The following is a 17,220-nucleotide window of genomic DNA, read 5'->3' as shown; positions in this document are numbered from 1 at the left end:
AGGATGGGTTTGGGCATGTCGGACGAGCAGAAGCTCCGCGAGTACCTGAAGTGGACCACCACCGAACTCACCCGGGTCTCCGACCGGCTGCGCGCGGTCGAGTCGCGGGCGCACGAGCCGATCGCGATCGTCGGGATGGCCTGCCGCTACCCGGGCGGGGTCAGCTCCCCGGAGGAGCTGTGGGAGTTGGTGGCCTCGGGTACGGACGCGATCTCCCCGTTTCCCGACGACCATGGCTGGGACGGCCACGCGCTGTACGACCCGGACCCGGCGGCCGCGGGGCGTACCTACTGCCGGGAGGGTGGCTTCCTCGACGGGGTCGGTGACTTCGACGCCGCCTTCTTCGGCACCTCGCCCCGCGAGGCGCTGACCATGGACCCGCAACAGCGGCTGCTGCTGGAGACCTCCTGGGAAGCACTGGAGCGCGCCGGTATCCCCCCTGACCTGCTGCGTGGCAGCCGTACCGGAGTGTTCGTCGGGGCCTGGCACAACGGCTACACCGACCTGGCCGGGCAACCCTCGGCAGAACTGGAGGGGCACCTGCTGACCGGCGGCGTGGTCAGCTTTACCTCCGGGCGCATCTCGTATCTGTTGGGCCTGGAGGGCCCGGCGGTCACCGTGGACACCGCCTGCTCGTCGTCGCTGGTGGCCCTCCACCTGGCGGTACGGGCGCTGCGGCAGGGGGAGTGCGACCTGGTACTGGCCGGCGGGGCCACGGTGCTGGCCGACCCGGCGGTGTTCGTACAGTTTTCCCGGCAACGGGGGCTGGCCCCAGACGGCCGCTGCAAGGCGTTCGCCGACGCGGCGGACGGGTTCGGGCCGGCCGAGGGAGTCGGCATGCTGGTCGTGGAGCGGCTCTCCGACGCTGTCCGGCACGGGCGCCGGGTGCTGGCCCTGGTCACCGGCACAGCGGTCAATCAGGACGGGGCCAGCAACGGGCTCACCGCGCCCAGCGGCCCGGCCCAGGAACGGGTGTTGCGGCAGGCGCTGGTTGACGCCCAGGTGCCGGCGGCGGACGTCGACGTGATCGAGGCCCACGGCACGGGTACCCGGCTCGGCGACCCGATCGAGGCGCGGGCCCTGATGGCCGTCTACGGTGCCGGCCGGCCCGCCGACCGGCCGCTCTGGCTCGGCTCACTGAAGTCGAACATCGGCCACACCCAGGCCGCCGCCGGAGTCGGTGGGGTGATCAAGACAGTGCTGGCGATGCGGCACGGGATCCTGCCGCCGACCCTGCACGTGGACACCCCGACCACCGAGGTCGACTGGTCGACCGGTCAGCTTGCCCTGCTGCGCGAGGCGAGGCCGTGGCCGCAGACGGACCGGCCGCGCCGCGCCGGGGTCTCCTCCTTCGGGGTCAGCGGCACCAACGCCCACGTGGTGCTTGAGCAGGCCCCCGCGTCTGCCGATCCGACCGCCACGACCGGCACCCCGCTGCCGGTGGTGCCGCTGGTGCTCTCCGCCCGGTCGGCGGCGGCGCTGGCCGGGCAGGCCCGGCGGTTGCGCGACACCCTGGCGGCCACCCCGGCCCCCGACCTGGCCGCCACCGGCCTCGCACTGGCCACCACCCGGTCCGTCTTCGACCACCGGGCGGTGGTGACGGCCACCGACCGGCAACCGGCGCTCGACGCGCTGGATCTGCTGGCCACGGGCGAACCCGGCCCCACCGTGACGACCGGTCTCGCCGCGCCGACCGGGCGGACCGTCTTCGTCTTCCCCGGCCAGGGCACGCACTGGGCCGGCATGGCCGCCGACCTGCTCGACGAGGCACCGGTCTTCGCCGAGTCGATGGCCCGCTGCGAGCAGGCGCTGGCGGCGTACACCGCCTGGAAGCTAGGCGACGTGGTCCGGGGCACTGCCGGCAGCCCGCCGCTGGAGCGCGTCGACGTGCTCCAGCCGGCTTCCTGGGCGGTGATGGTGTCCCTGGCCGAGCTGTGGCGCTCGCTCGGCGTCGAGCCGGACGCGGTGGTCGGCCACTCCCAGGGCGAGATCGCCGCCGCCGTGGTGTGCGGCGCGTTGACCCTGGCCGACGCCGCCCGGGTGGTCGCGCTGCGGTCCCAGGTCATCGGCCGGGTGCTCTCCGGCCCTGGTGGCATGGCCTCGGTCCAGCTCCCGGCCGACCAGGTCGCGCCTCGGCTGGCTGACTGGGCGGGGCGGCTCGACGTGGCTGCCGTCAACGGGCCGCAGTCCACCGTGGTCGCCGGGTACGCCGACGCGGTCACCGCCCTGGTCGCGGCGTACGAGGCGGAGCAGGTCCGGGTCCGGCGGATCCCGGTGGACTACGCCTCCCACTCGGCGCACGTCGAGCGGCTGCGCGACGACCTGCTCACCGCCCTCGGCCCCGTGGCCGCCCGCCCGGCGCAGATCCCCTTCTACTCCACAGTGGATGTCGCCCGGATCGACACCACCGCCCTGGACGCCGGGTACTGGTACCGGAACCTCCGCGGTCAGGTCCGCTTCGCGGAGACCGTCGGGCTACTGCTCGACGCCGGGCACCGCACCTTCGTGGAGGCCGCCGCGCACGCCGTCCTCGTTCCCGGCATCCAGCAGATCGCGGACGCGGCCGGCGTCCGGGTGGTGGCCGTCGGGTCGCTGCGCCGGGACGCGGGCGGCCTGGCCCGGTTCCTGACCTCGGCGGCCGAAGCGTTCACCCAGGGGGTGGCCGTGGACTGGTCCCGGGCCCTGGCCGGTACCGCCCGCACCGCCGTGGACCTGCCCACCTACGCCTTCCAGCGGCAGCGCTACTGGCTGGAGCCCGCCGCTCCGGCCACCGCCGCGACGACAGTGGACGGCTGGCGGTACCGGGTCGGCTGGAAGCGGCTGGCGCACACCGGTGGCCCGCTGACCGGACGGTGGCTGCTGGTCACCGCCGGGGACCAGCCGGCGGAGCCGGTCGAGGCGGCCACGGCTGCGCTCACCGCGCGGGGCGCGCAGGTGCGGCACCTGAGCGTCGATCCGGTCACCGCCGACCGGGCCGCCCTCGCCGCGCTGCTCACCACCACCGCCGGCCCGGACACCGAGGGCGTGCTGTCCCTGCTCGGCACCGACCGTCGTCCGCACCCCGAGCACCCGGCCGTCGCCGTCGCCACCACCGCGACCTTGCTGCTCACCCAGGCCGTCGCTGACGCCCTGCCTGCGGCCCGGCTGTGGACCGTCACCCGGGGCGCGGTCGCCGTCGCGCCGACCGAGACCGCCGACGACCACCAGGCGCAGGTCTGGGGGTTCGGCCGCGTCGCAGCGCTCGAACTGCCCCGGTCGTGGGGCGGACTTGTCGACCTGCCCACCGCGGCGAACGGGCCGGTCTGGGACCTGCTGGTCGACCTGCTGACCGGCGCGGAAGACCAGGTCGCGCTGCGTGGCGCGGTCGCGTACGGCCGTCGGCTGCGGCGCGCGCCCACGCTGCCCCAGAAGCGCGCGTACCGGCCCCGGGGCACCGTCCTGGTCACCGGCGGCACCGGCGCGCTCGGCGCGCACGTGGCCCGCCGGCTGGCCGCCGACGGGGCCGCGCACCTCGTGCTGACCAGCCGGCGCGGGTCGGACGCCCCGGGCACGTCCGACCTGGTCGAGGAGTTGCGCGCGCTGGGCGTCGAGGTGACCGTGGCCGCCTGCGACGTCGCGGACCGGGCCGCCGTGGCGGAGCTGCTCGCCGGCCTGCCCGCCGACCCGCCGCTGACCGCTGTGTTCCACACGGCGGGCGTCGCGCACTCGGTGCCGATCGACGAGACCGGTCTGCCCGAGGTCGCCGAGGTGTTCGCCGGGAAGGTCGCCGGGGCCCGGCACCTCGACGAGCTCACCCGGCGGTACGACCTGGACGCCTTCGTCCTGTACTCCTCGAACGCGGGCGTGTGGGGCAGCAGCGGGCAGAGCGCGTACGGGGCGGCCAACGCGGCCCTGGACGCGCTCGCCGAACGGCGTCGCGCCGAGGGCCACATCGCCACCTCTGTCGCCTGGGGCCTGTGGGGCGCGGGTGGCATGGGGGACGGCGCCGCCGGGGACTACCTCAGCCGCCGGGGCCTGCGGCCGATGCCGCCCGAGCGGGGCGTGGACGCCCTGCTGGCGGCCCTGGACCGGGACGAGACCTTCGTCGCCGTCGCCGATGTGGACTGGGCCCTGTTCACTGCCGGGTTCACCGCGTTCCGGCCCAGCGCGCTGATCGGCGACCTGCCGGAGGTCGGTGCCGCGCTGGCCGCCGCCGTGTCGCCGGGGGCGGCACCCGCCGACAACGACCTGGCGCAGCGGCTCGCCGCGGCGGCCCCGCAGGAACGCCACCGGATCCTGCTCGACCTCGTCCGCCGGCACGTCGCCGCCGTCCTCGGGCACCCCGGCCCGGAGCACGTCGGCCCGGACGCCGCGTTCCGGGAGATCGGCTTCGACTCGCTCACCGCCGTCGACCTGGCCAAGCGGCTCAAGGCCGCGGTCGGCGTGCCGCTGCCGGCGACGCTGGTCTTCGACCATCCCACCGCGACGGCGGTCGCCGGGCATCTGGACGGGCTGGTGGCGCCCGCGCCAACCGGCGGCGAACCCGGTGAGGCCGAGGTCCGGCGGGCGTTGGCCACCCTGCCGCTGGCCCGACTGCGTGACGCCGGGCTGCTGGACGGCCTGCTCGCGCTGGCCGGGCTGCGCGACGACGCGGTGCCGTCCCGGCCCGACCCGGTCACCGACGAGATCGACGACCTCGACTCGGAGGAACTGGTGCGTATGGCGCTGGACAGCGCCGGCTCCTGACCCGCCCGACCCCTTCCTCAAGGAGCCCACCCATGGCCATGCCCCCCGACAAGGTGATCGAGGCGCTGCGGACCTCCGTCAAGGAGACCGAGCGGCTGCGCCGACAGCACCGGGAACTGCTCGCAGCGCTCCACGAGCCCGTCGCCGTGCTGGGGATGGCCTGCCGCTACCCGGGCGGGGTGGCCTCCCCCGAGGACCTGTGGCGGCTGGTCGCGTCGGGCACCGACGCGATCGGTGACTTCCCCGCCGACCGGGGCTGGGACGTCGACGCGGTGTTCGACCCGGATCCCGAGTCGCCGCACACCACCTACTGCCGGCAGGGCGGGTTCCTCACCGGGGCGGGCGACTTCGACGCCGCCTTCTTCGGGATCTCCCCGCACGAGGCGATCGTGATGGACCCGCAGCAGCGGCTGCTGCTGGAGGTGTCCTGGGAGGCGCTGGAGCGCGCCGGGACGGATCCGCGCAGCCTGCGCGGCTCCCGGACCGGGGTGTACGTCGGCGCCGCCCACCAGGGGTACGCGACCGACCCGTCGCAGGTGCCCGAGGGGTCGGCGGGCTTCCGGCTGACCGGCAGCGCGGACGCCGTCCTGTCCGGACGGATCTCGTACGTACTCGGGCTGGAGGGCCCGGCGCTGACCGTCGAAACGGCCTGCTCGTCCTCGCTGGTCGCGGTGCACCTGGCGGTGCAGGCGCTGCGCCGCGGGGAGTGTGGGCTGGCGCTGGCCGGTGGAGTGGCCGTGATGCCGGACCCGGCGGCCTTCGTCGAGTTCTCCCGGCAGCGGGGCCTGGCGGCCGACGGCCGCTGCAAGGCCTTCGGCGCGGGCGCGGACGGCACCGGCTGGGCGGAGGGCGTCGGCGTCCTGGTTCTGCAACGCCTCTCCGACGCCGTCCGTGACGGCCGTTGGGTGCTGGGGCTGATTCGGGGCTCGGCGGTCAACCAGGACGGTGCCAGCAACGGGCTGACCGCCCCGAGCGGCCCGGCCCAGCAGCGGGTCATCCGGCTGGCCCTGGCCGACGCCAGGCTCGGTTCCGACCAGGTCGACGTGGTCGAGGCGCATGGCACCGGTACCCGGCTCGGCGACCCGATCGAGGCGCAGGCCCTGCTCGCCACCTACGGCGCCGACCGGGACCAGGACCGGCCGCTCTGGCTCGGCTCACTGAAGTCCAACATCGGCCACGCCCAGGCGGCGGCCGGCGTCGGCGGACTGATCAAGATGCTGATGGCGATGCGGGCCGAGGCGATCCCACCCACCCTGCACGCCGAGGTGCCGACCCCGCTGGTCGACTGGTCCACCGGGGCAGTCCGGCTGGCGACCGGGGCGGTGCCCTGGCCGGCGGTGTCCGGGGCGCCCCGACGGGCCGCGATCTCCGCGTTCGGCGTCAGCGGCACCAACGCCCACGTGATCGTCGAGCAGCCGCCCGCACCCTCCACCGCCGCCCCGGCCCCGCCCGCCGGGGCGGCCCCTCCGACGGCCCTGCCGCTGATGCCATGGGTGCTCTCCGCCCGCACCGAAGCCGCGCTGCGCGCCCAGGCCGATCGCCTGCGTGCGCACCTGGCTGCGGCCACCGAACCGGACCCACTGGACGTCGGGTTCTCCCTGGCCACCACCCGGGCCGCCCTGGCCCACCGGGCGGTACTGTTGGCACCCGACGGGGACGGCCTGCGCCACGCCCTCGACGCGCTGGCCGCCAGCGGCCCCGCACCCGGCCTGGTCCGGGACACGGTACGGCGCGATGGCGGGACCGCCTTCCTCTTCACCGGGCAGGGCAGCCAGCGGGTGGGTGCGGCGCGGGAGCTGTACGGGGCCTACCCGGCCTTCGCCGCCGCCCTGGACCAGCTCGTCGCCGGGCTGGACCGGTACCTCGACCGTCCCCTTCTGCGGGTGCTCTTCGCCGAGCCGGACTCGGCCGACGCCCGGCTGCTGGACGGCACCCGGTACGCGCAGGCCGCCCTCTTCGCCGTCGAGGTGGCGCTGTTCCGGCTGCTCGACGGCTGGGGGGTGCGCCCCGACGCGCTGCTCGGCCATTCGGTGGGCGAACTGGCCGCTGCCCACGTTGCCGGGGTGCTCGCCGTCGACGACGCGTGCGCGCTGGTCGCGGCGCGCGGGCGGCTGATGGGCGAGCTGCCGCCAGGCGGCGCGATGGTGGCGGTCCGGGCCACCGAGGCCGAGGTCGCGCCGCTGCTGGCCGGGCATGGGGACCGGGCCGCCGTGGCTGCGGTCAACGGGCCTCGCGCGGTCGTCCTCTCCGGCGACGAGCAAATCGTGCTGGCCGTCGCCGAGCGCTGCGCCGCCCTCGGCCACAAGGCGAAGCGCCTCACCGTCAGCCACGCGTTTCACTCGCCCCTGATGGACCCGATGCTGGAGCCGTTCCGGCAGGTGGCGCGGGGCCTCACCTACCACCCCCCGCGTATCCCGGTGGTGTCGAACGTGACCGGTCGGTTCGCCACCGCCGAGGAGCTGCGCGACCCCGAGTACTGGGTCCGGCACGTCCGCCGGCCCGTCCGGTTCCGTGACGGGGTGCACGCGGCCCGGGACCGGGGTGTCGCCACCTTCGTCGAACTCGGCCCCGACGGGGTGCTGTGTGGGCTGGCCGAGGAGAGCCTCACCGACACCGACACCGACACCGGGCGGGAGCCGGTGCTGGTACCGCTGCTGCGTCCCGGCCGGCCGGAGGCGGTCACCCTGCTGACCGCGCTCGCCACCGCGTACGCGGGCGGCACCGAACTGGACTGGTCCCGGCTCTTCGCCGGCACCGGCGCCCGCCGGGTCGAGCTGCCCACGTACGCCTTCCAGCACCGGCGGTACTGGGTGTCCCCGCCCGCCCCGCCGGTCCCGCGCGTCGACGACTGGCGGTACCGGATCGACTGGCGGTCTCTGCCGCCGCCGGCCGCCGACCCCGGTTCGCGGAGTGGGCACTGGATCCTCCTGGCGCCCACCCACCCGGGCCGCCCGTCGCTGCCCGGCGCGGCCGAGGCGGCCCTGCGGCGCGCCGGTGCCACGGTGACCCCGGTGACTGTGGACGCCTCCGACGTCGACCGGGACACCCTCGCCGCGCTGCTGGCCGACGCCGTCGGCGGCACCCGTCCGGACGGGTTGCTCAGCCTGCTGGGCGACGACGACCGGCCGCATCCCCGGTTCGTCGCGGTGCCCAGCGGGGTGCTGGCGACCCTGTTCCTCACCCAGGCCCTGGCCGACCGGGCGGCGTCCGCGCCACTGTGGTGTGTGACCCGGCAGTCGGTCGCCGTGACGGCCGGCGAGGGTCCGTCAGTCGCCGGGGCCCAGCTCTGGGGCTTCGGCCGGGTCGCCGCGCTGGAACTGCCCCGGCTCTGGGGCGGCCTGGTGGATCTGCCGGCCGAGCCGGACGACCAGGACTGGGACCGGCTCCGGGCCGCCCTGACCGGCGCGGAGGACCAGGTGGCGGTCCGGGCCGGCGTCGCGTACGCCCGCCGGCTGGTCCCCGCCCCGCCGCCAGCGGCCGCGCGGTCCTGGCGTCCACACGGCACGGTGCTGGTGACCGGCGGCACCGGGGCGCTCGGCGCGCACACCGCCCGCTGGCTGGCGCGCGCCGGGGCGGCGCACCTCGTGCTCACCAGCCGCCGGGGCGACGACGCCCCCGGTGCCGCCGCGTTGCGGGCGGAACTGACCGCGCTCGGCGCCTCGGTGACCGTGGTCGCCTGCGACGTCGCCGACCGGGCGGCGGTGGCCGACCTGCTCGCCGATCTGCCTGCCGACGCGCCGCTCACCGCGGTCTTCCACGCGGCGGGCGTGCCGCAGGTGTCACCACTGTGCGAGACCAGCGCGGAGTCGTTCGCCGAGGTCTGCGCCGGAAAGGTCGCCGGGGCGGTGCACCTGCACGACCTCACCGGCGACCTGAACGCCTTCGTCACCTTCGCGTCCGCCGCCGGGGTGTGGGGCAGCGGCGGGCAGTGCGCGTACGCGGCAGCCAACGCCGCCCTCGACGCGCTCGCCGCGCGCCGCCGCGCCGCCGGGCTGCCCGCCACCTCCGTCGCCTGGGGCGTCTGGGGTGGGGCCGGGATGGGCGAGGGCGTGGGGGAGGAGTACCTGCGCCGGCGGGGCGTGCGCGCGATGGCCCCGGGGGCCGCGCTCACCGCACTCGGGCGGATCCTGGACGCCGACGAGACCGGGGTGACTGTTTCCGACACGGACTGGGCCCGGTTCGCCGCCGGGTTCGCCGCCGCCCGACCCGCCCCGCTGCTGGCTGATCTGCCGGCCGGGGAGCCTGGCCCGGCCGACCCGGCACCCGCCGACGTGCCCCCGCGACGCCTGCCGGCGACCGCCGACCGGGCCGCCCTGCTGGCCCTGGTCCTCGCCGAGGCGGCCGAGGTGCTGGGGCACGACGGCACCGACGACGTCCCGGCCGACGCGGAGTTCGCCGCCCTCGGTGTCGATTCTCTGGCCGCCGTGCACCTGCGCCGCCGGCTCGCCGCGGCCACCGGGCTGGATCTGCCGGGTGCCGTGGTCTTCGACCACGGCACCCCCGACGCCCTCGCCGCGCATCTGCACCGGTTGGGCTCGGACGTGGCCGGCGCAGCGGCCCCGTCGGCGGCTGAGAGCGCCCTGGTCGGCATGTACCGGCGGGCGGTCGGCGACGGTCGGGCCGGCGAAGCGGTGACGGTCCTCGGCACCGTCGCCACCTTCCGTCCCCTCTTCACCAGCCCGGCTGAGTTGAACGGGCGGCAGCCGACGCCGGTGCCGCTCGCTACCGGGGCGGGCGGCCCTCTGCTGATCTGCTGCGCGGGCACCGCCGTGGCGTCCGGCCCCCGGGAGTTCACGGCCTTCGCCGCGGCGTTGGCCGGCCAGCGCGACGTCGCCGTGCTGCCGCAGACCGGCTTCCTGCCCGGCGAGCCGCTGCCCGCCGGGCTGGACGCCCTGCTCGACGCCCAGGCCGACGCCGTCCGGGCGTACGCCGCCGGGAGAGCCTTCGTCCTGGTGGGCCACTCCGCCGGGGCGAACATGGCACACGCGCTGGCGTTGCACCTGGAGGCCCGGTGCAGCGGGCCGGTGGCCCTGGTGCTGATGGACATCTACACGCCCGCCGCCCCCGGGGCGATGGGGATGTGGCGGGAGGAGATGCTGGCCTGGGCCACCGAACGGTCCGTCCTGCCGGTCGACGACACCCGGTTGACCGCCATGGGCGCGTACCACCGGATGCTCCTGGACTGGGTGCCCCGGCCGACCCGGGCGCCCGTCCTGCACCTGTACGCCGGCGAGCCGATGGGCACCTGGCCGGACGACGCCAGGCAGGACTGGCGCTCGCACTGGGCCGGCGCGCACACCAGCACCGAGGTGCCCGGCACCCACTTCTCGATGATGACCGAACACGCGGCGGTCACCGCCGCGACCGTGCACACGTGGCTCGACGAGGTGTGCCCGAACCGCGTGCCGTGACCCGTCCGGTCCGGTCCGTCCCCGCTGACCCGACGACAGCAGGAGGAAACGCAGATGACCACAGCCCTCATTGACGGAGACCCCGCGACCTGGGCTCGCCGGCTGCAACTGACCCGCGCGGCGCAGTGGTTCGCCGGCAACCACGGCGACCCGTACGCGCTGATCCTGCGGGCGGAGACCGACGACCCCACCCGGTACGAGCAACAGGTGGTCGCGCACGGGCCGCTGTTCCGCAGCGACCACCTGGACACCTGGGTGACCGGGGACGCCGCGTTGGCCGGCGAGGTGCTGACCGACGACCGGTTCGGCTGGCTGAACCGGTCCGGGCACCGCCCCGCCGAGCAGACCCTGCCGCTGGCCGGTACCGCGCTGGACTACGGGCCGGAGACGCGGCGGCGACTCGACGCGCTCACCGGGCTCGGCGGCCCGGTCCTGCGCACCGACGCCGAAGGGCTGCGGATCCGGGTCGAGAAGAGCACCCTGACCCTGCTCGACGGGGCCGGGACCGACGTGGACCTCGCCACCCTGGCCCGCCGACTGACCGCGTCGGTCCTGGCCGACCTGCTCGGGGTGCCGGCCGGTCGGCAGGGCCGGTTCGAGCAGACCCTGGCCGCCGCCGGTCGGACCCTGGACAGCCGGCTCTGCCCGCAGACCGTGGCGCACGCCCTGGCCATGGCGGCCGCCACCGCCGAACTGGCCGGCCTGCTCGCCGAGGCGTCCGCAGCGACCCAGGGCGCGTCCGCGGCCGGCCCGGCCACTGACGTGCGGGCCGACGACCGGGTGACCGCCAGGCTTGCCCTGGCGGTCGGCACCGCCGAACCGGCGACGACCCTGCTCTGCAGCGCGGTCCGGGCACTGCTGGACCGGCCCTCGCAGTGGGCCCTGCTCCGTGCCGACCCCGACCTGGCCGCCGTCGCCGTCGAGGAGACCCTGCGCTGGTTCCCTCCGGTGCGTCTGGAGAGCCGGGTCGCGCTGGAGGACGTCACCGTCGTCGGGCAGCTCGTCCCGGCGGACGGTCACCTGGTCGTGCTGGTCGCCGCCGCGAACCGGGCGGTGCTCGCGGCGGGCGACCCCGGCCGGGACGGCTTCGACCTGACCCGCCCGGCGGCCCCGGCGCTCGGACTCGTCGGGGTGCCGCACCTGGCCGGGGCGGGGGAACTGATTCGGCTCGTCGTCACGACCGCCCTGCGGACCCTGGCCGAGGCGGCACCCACGCTGCGGCCGGCCGGGCGCGGGGTCCGGTGGCGACGCTCGCCCGTCCTGCTCGGCCACGCCCGGCTCCCGGTCACCCGGGACGGCGGCACCCCTGAGCCCGATGACCGCCCGGCGACGAAAGAGGCCACCTGATGCGGGTTTTGATCACGTCCTTCGCGCACAACACCCACTACTACAGCCTGGTACCGCTTGCCTGGGCGCTGCGTGCGGCCGGCCACGAGGTCCGGGTGGCGAGCCAGCCCTCGCTCACCGACACCATCGTGACGTCCGGGCTGACCGCCGTCCCGGTCGGCGACGACCAGGCGATCATCGACCTGCTTACCGAGATCGGTGGCGACCTGGTGCCGTACCAGCGGGGCCTGGACTTCACCGAGACCCGGCCCGAGGTGCTGACCTGGGAGTACCTGCTCGGCCAGCAGACGATGCTCACGGCGCTGTGCTTCGCCCCGCTCAACGGAGACTCCACCATGGACGACATGGTCGCGCTGGCCCGCTCCTGGCAGCCGGACCTGGTTCTCTGGGAGCCGTTTACCTACGCCGGGCCGGTCGCGGCCCGGGTCGTCGGGGCGGTGCACGCCCGGCTGCTCTGGGGGCCCGACGTGGTGGGCAACTCCCGGCGGCTGTTCACCGAGGCGCTGGCGGGGCTGCCGGCCGAGCAGCGCGAGGACCCGATGGCCGAATGGCTGCGCTGGACGCTGCACCGGTACGGCTGCCAGATCGGCGAGGACGAGGTGGAGACCCTGGTCACCGGCGAGTGGACCGTCGACCCCACACCAGGGAGCACCGGCCTGCCCGTCCCCGGTCGCCGGGTGGCCATGCGGTACGTGCCGTACAACAGTCCGTCGGTGGTGCCCGAGTGGGTGGCCAAGGCCGAGCGGCCCCGGGTCTGCCTGACCCTGGGGGTGTCGAGCCGGGAGACGTACGGCAAGGACGCGGTCTCCTTCCAGGAGCTGCTCGGCGCCCTCGGCGACCTGGACGTGGAGGTCGTGGCTACGCTGAGCGACGCCCAGCGCGACCACCTCGGCGACCTTCCGGACAACGTCCGGATCTGCGACTTCGTGCCACTCGACGTGCTACTGCCGAGCTGCGCCGTGATCATCCACCACGGCGGCGCGGGCACCTGGTCGACGGCGACGCTCTACGGCGTCCCGCAGATCATGATCCCGTCGTTGTGGGACGCCCCGCTCAAGGCGCAGCAGGCGGAACGGCTCGGGGCGGGCATCGCCATCCGGCCGGAGGAGCTGACCGCCGACTCCCTGCGTGCCGCCGTGGCCCGGGTCCTCGGCGATCCGTCGATCACGGCCGCTGCCCGTCGGCAACGCGACGAGCTGCTTGCCGCACCGTCGCCGGCCGAGGTGGTCCGGATCCTGGAGTCCCTCATCGCAGCGCACCGGTCCGGCCGTCCGGCCGGCACTGCCACCGACCACTCGTGAAGGGCTGACACGATCCATGATGTACGCGGACGCCATCGCCGAGGTCTACGACCTGGTGTATCAGGGGAAAGGCAAGGACTACGCGGCGGAGGCGGAGGAGCTGACGGCGTTGGCCAGGGCCCGCCGGCCAGGTGCCCGGACGTTGCTGGACGTGGCCTGCGGTACCGGCCTGCACCTGCGGCACCTCGCCGGGCTCTTCGACGACGTGGGCGGCGTCGAGCTGGCCCCGGACATGCTGAGCATCGCCCAGCAGCGCAACCCCGGCGCGGCCCTGCACCTCGGAGACATGCGTACCTTCGACCTGGGACATCGCTACGACGTCATCACCTGCATGTTCAGCTCGGTGGGCCACCTGGGGACAACAGCCGAGCTGGACGCGACGCTGGCCCGGTTCGCCGCGCATCTGTCCCCCGGGGGTGTGGTGATCGTCGAGCCGTGGTGGTTCCCGGAGACGTTCACGCCCGGGTACGTGGGCGCGAGCCTGCTGGAGGTCGACGGCCGCACCATCTCCCGCGTCTCCCACTCGGTGCGTGAGGGCGGCACCACCCGAATCACCGTGCACTACCTGGTGGCCAGCGCCGACGGTGGGATCCGGCACTTCGACGAGAGCCATCTGATCACCCTCTTCGAGCGGGCCGACTACGAGCGCGCCTTCGCGCGGTCCGGCTTCACCACGGAGTACCTGACGCCCGGCCCGTCCGGCCGGGGCCTCTTCGTCGGCGTCCACCCCTGACCGCCCGGCCCGGCCCCCCGGGGCTCGGCCCCGGACGCCGGAACGTGACCTGACCCCTTCCCGCCCACCCCGACTCCTGGGAGACACAGGTGCGAGACACCACCGAAATGAACCGCATCCTCGACGCGATCCTCGCTCCGGAGCCGGACGCGCGGGAGCTGGCCGCCCTGCCGTTGCCGCCCTCGTACCGGGCGGTGACCGTGCACAAGGACGAGACGGAGATGTTCGCGGGCCTCTCCCGCCAGGAGAAGGACCCGCGCAAGTCGTTGCACGTCGAGGAGGTGCCTGTCCCCGAACTCGGTCCCGGGGAGGCCCTCGTCGCGGTGCTGGCCAGCTCGGTCAACTACAACACCGTCTGGTCGTCGATCTTCGAACCGTTGGCCACCTTCGGTTTCCTGGAGCGGTACGGCCGTCTGTCCGAGCTGGCCCGGCGACACGACCTGCCGTACCACGTCCTCGGCTCGGACCTGGCCGGCGTGGTGCTGCGCGTCGGACCGGGGGTGAACCGCTGGCGGCCGGGCGACGAGGTCGTCGCGCACTGCCTCTCGGTGGAGCTGGAGTCCGCCGACGGCCACGGCGACACCATGCTCGACCCGGAGCAGCGCATCTGGGGTTTCGAGACCAACTTCGGCGGGCTCGCCGAGATCGCGCTGGTCAAGGCCAACCAGCTGATGCCCAAGCCGGCCCACCTGACCTGGGAGGAGGCCGCCTCGCTGGGGCTGGTCAACTCCACCGCCTACCGGCAGCTCGTCTCCGGCAACGGGGCCCGGATGAAGCAGGGCGACAACGTCCTCATCTGGGGCGCCACCGGCGGCCTCGGGGCGCACGCCACCCAGCTCGCGCTGGCTGGCGGGGCCAACCCGGTCTGCGTGGTCTCCAGTCCGCAGAAGGCCGAGATCTGCCGCCGGATGGGCGCCGAGGCCATCGTCGACCGGGTCGCCGAGGACTACCGCTTCTGGTCCGACGAGCACACCCAGAACCCCCGGGAGTGGAAGCGGTTCGGCCGGCAGATCCGGGAGCTGACCGGCGGCGAGGACGTCGACATCGCCTTCGAGCATCCCGGCCGGGAGACCTTCGGCGCCTCGGTCTACGTCACCCGCAAGGGCGGCACCGTGGTCACCTGCGCCTCGACGAGTGGCTTCGAGCACGTCTACGACAACCGGTACCTGTGGATGTCTCTGAAGCGGATCATCGGTACCCACTTCGCCAACTACCGGGAGGCGTGGGAGGCCAACCGGCTGGTCGTGAAGGGGAAGATCCACCCGACGCTGTCCCGCTGCTACCCGATGGAGGAGATCGGCCAGGCGGTGTACGACATGCACCACAACCTCCACCAGGGCAAGGTGGGTGTCCTGGCACTCGCGCCACGGTCCGGGCTCGGGGTGCGGAACGTCGAGCTGCGGGAGCGCCACCTACCCGAGATCAACCGGTTCCGCGTGCCGGAGTGAGACCTTTCACGACGGTCGGGGACAAATAGGAGAGTCAGGAAGTGTCTGCAACCTCGCACGGGCCGGACCTGGCCGGCCTGTCCGCCCGGTGCCGACGGCGAAAGACCAGCTCTGCGCGGGTGTGGCAGGGCGCAGTGCGGTACCCGTGCACGCCAGAGCGTCGACAAAGGATTGTGCGGGATCGGTTGCGGTTCGCGGGATACGATAGGTGTATCGATGGCCGCAAACGGAGATTCCCGGATTCCTGGCCCCTGTCCGTAGGCGTTGTGTGCGAGGTGGTGGGACGCATGACTGGCTCCGGCTCTCCGTCGCGAGACCACGAACTTCAGTTCTTCGAACTCCTGGCCCGGGAGGCGCCCGTCCCACGGTACGAGGAACTGGTGCAGCAGGCGCAGCGCGACGGCGTGGACCGGGCCGCGCTCGACCGGATAGTGACGGCCAAGCGGCTCGCCCTGGAGCTGCGGGAGACCGTCGGCCGGCGGTGCCGGCGCGGAGCCGAACTGGCCGCCCTCGTCGACACCGCCCGGGACCTCGCCGGGGCCCCGAATCTGGAGGCCGGGCTGCACCTGGTCGTCCGGCGGGCGCAACTGCTGCTCGCCATCGACGTGGCGTTCGTCAGCCTGGTCGACAAGGTGACCGGCGACTCCTACATCGCCTCGGCCGTCGGCGCGGCCACCACACTGAACGACGGCTTCCGGCTGCCCCGCCGGCGCGGCCTGCTCGTCCCCGTCGGCGGCGGTGAGCCGATCTCCTGGACGGCCGAATACCTTACCGACGAGCGGCTCGAACGTCACCCGGTCACCGACGGCCTGATCCGCGCGGAAGGGCTGCACGCCGTCCTGTCGGTGGCCCTGTGGGTGGACGGCCAGCACCTCGGGGACCTGCACGTCGGCCACCGGCAGATCCGGCACTTCGCCCCGGACGAGGTGGCCGCCCTGCGCCTGCTCGCCGACCTCGCGGCGACCGCCGTGAACCGGATCAGCGTGCTCTGCGACACCTTGGCCGACCTCAAGCAGGCCCAGCAGGAGGCCGCCCAGGCCCGCGCCGAGCTGAGCGCGGTCCGGGAGGTGAGCGGCCTGCAACCCGAACTGGTCCAGCTTGTCCTCGACAGCGGCGGACTGGACGACCTGGCCGCCAGCGCGGTACGTCGGCTGGGTGGGGCGTTGCAGGTCCGCGACCGGACCGGTGTCGCGCTGGCCGCGGTCGGTGGCCTCCCTGCACCCGACGAGCGGGAAGTGTCCCGCGCCCGGCTCGGCGCCCGCACCACCGGCCGGCCCGCCCGGCTGAGCACCGGCTCCTGGGTGGTGCCGGTGACCGCCAGCGCCGACGACCTCGGCTGTGTGCTGTTCCACCCCGACGAGACGTTCGACGCCGAGCGGATGGCGATCCTGCCGGCTGTCGCCCAGTCCGTCGCACTGCTGCTGACCCAGACCGTCGGAATCCGGGGTCGTCCGGGCGACCAGCTGCTGGAGGATCTGCTGGGTCCCTGGCCGGAACTGGACCGGGACGGCAAACATGGCCGCCGGACCCGGTTCGACCTGGACCGGCCGTACGTGGTGGTGGTCGCCCGGCCCGAGGGCACCGCCCCGCCCGGCGTGGTCGAACGGGCGGTCTCCGTCGCGCACGGGCTGGACGGGATGAAGGCGATGCGCGACGGACACGCGGTGCTGCTGCTGCCCGGGCACGACCCGGGAGCCCGGGCCCGGGACGTCTCCCGCGAACTGGGCGGGCTGCTCGGCCTGCCGGTCACCGCCGGCGGGGCCGGCCCGGTGCGGACCGCCGACGCGGTCAGAGGTACCTACCAGGAGGCGGCCCGGTGCGTTGACGCCCTGGCCGCGCTGGACGCGACGGGACGGGCGGCCTGCTCGCGGGACTTGGGCTTCCTCGGGCTGCTGGTGGCCGACGGCCGCGACGTCCCCGGCTTCGTCGACCGGGTCCTCGGGCCGGTGCTGAACTACGACGCCCGGCGGTTCGCCAACCTCGCCGAGACCCTGGAGGTCTACTTCGACTCGGGCGGCAGCCGAACCCGCGCGGCGGAGATGCTGCACGTCCACCCGAACACCGTCTCCCGAAGGCTGGACCGCATCGCCCAGCTCCTCGGCGACGACTGGCAGAGACCGGACCGGGCCCTCGACATGCAGCTCGCCCTGCGCCTGCACCGGGTCCGGGACCTGCTCTGCGCGGAACGCGACGACTAGTGCCGTGTCAGGGAACGTTTGCCTCGTGACGCGCCGTGCGGGTGCTGGTCCGGGCGG

At 74.8% G+C, this 17,220-nt stretch carries 6 protein-coding genes and 1 pseudogene; all 7 read left to right on the top strand.

Going from position 1 to position 17,220, the window contains the following annotated elements:
- Positions 1 to 15: 15 nt before the first annotated feature.
- Positions 16 to 4,725, top strand: a pseudogene (locus ACFHW1_RS16250) (type I polyketide synthase); the annotation flags it as partial.
- A 32-nt stretch (positions 4,726 to 4,757) separates the two neighbouring features.
- Positions 4,758 to 10,136, top strand: a complete 5,379-nt coding sequence (locus ACFHW1_RS16245; protein ID WP_416615683.1) for an SDR family NAD(P)-dependent oxidoreductase — start codon at positions 4,758 to 4,760, stop codon at positions 10,134 to 10,136.
- Positions 10,137 to 10,190: 54 nt separating this feature from the next.
- Positions 10,191 to 11,483, top strand: a complete 1,293-nt coding sequence (locus ACFHW1_RS16240; protein ID WP_416569032.1) for a P450-derived glycosyltransferase activator — start codon at positions 10,191 to 10,193, stop codon at positions 11,481 to 11,483.
- A complete protein-coding gene (locus tag ACFHW1_RS16235) occupies positions 11,483 to 12,784 on the top strand; it encodes an activator-dependent family glycosyltransferase (RefSeq protein ID WP_416569031.1) in 1,302 nt (433 codons plus the stop codon). The genes ACFHW1_RS16240 and ACFHW1_RS16235 overlap by 1 nt, the downstream gene beginning before the upstream one ends.
- Positions 12,785 to 12,803: 19 nt before the next feature.
- Positions 12,804 to 13,517, top strand: coding sequence for a class I SAM-dependent DNA methyltransferase (locus ACFHW1_RS16230; RefSeq protein WP_416615682.1), 714 nt, complete (start codon positions 12,804 to 12,806; stop codon positions 13,515 to 13,517).
- Between the two features lie 107 nt (positions 13,518 to 13,624).
- A complete protein-coding gene (ccrA, locus tag ACFHW1_RS16225; RefSeq protein ID WP_416569038.1) occupies positions 13,625 to 14,965 on the top strand; it encodes a crotonyl-CoA carboxylase/reductase in 1,341 nt (446 codons plus the stop codon).
- 287 nt (positions 14,966 to 15,252) lie between these two features.
- Entirely contained in the window at positions 15,253 to 17,163 is a 1,911-nt protein-coding gene (locus tag ACFHW1_RS16220; RefSeq protein WP_416569029.1) for a helix-turn-helix domain-containing protein, read from the top strand.
- Positions 17,164 to 17,220 lie beyond the last annotated feature (57 nt).

Source organism: Micromonospora sp. LOL_014 (assembly GCF_048060245.1).
In the GTDB taxonomy this organism is placed as follows: Bacteria; Actinomycetota; Actinomycetes; order Mycobacteriales; family Micromonosporaceae; genus Micromonospora_E.
This window is presented reverse-complemented; position numbering and strand designations above follow the sequence as displayed.

Excerpts from the sequence above, each read along its gene's own strand:
- ACFHW1_RS16245 (WP_416615683.1), top strand. The coding sequence starts at position 4,758 with ATGGCCATGCCCCCCGACAAGGTGATCGAGGCGCTGCGGACCTCCGTC.
- ACFHW1_RS16220 (WP_416569029.1), top strand. The coding sequence starts at position 15,253 with ATGACTGGCTCCGGCTCTCCGTCGCGAGACCACGAACTTCAGTTCTTC.
- ACFHW1_RS16230 (WP_416615682.1), top strand. The coding sequence starts at position 12,804 with ATGTACGCGGACGCCATCGCCGAGGTCTACGACCTGGTGTATCAGGGG.
- ACFHW1_RS16235 (WP_416569031.1), top strand. The coding sequence starts at position 11,483 with ATGCGGGTTTTGATCACGTCCTTCGCGCACAACACCCACTACTACAGC.
- ccrA (WP_416569038.1), top strand. The coding sequence starts at position 13,625 with ATGAACCGCATCCTCGACGCGATCCTCGCTCCGGAGCCGGACGCGCGG.
- ACFHW1_RS16240 (WP_416569032.1), top strand. The coding sequence starts at position 10,191 with ATGACCACAGCCCTCATTGACGGAGACCCCGCGACCTGGGCTCGCCGG.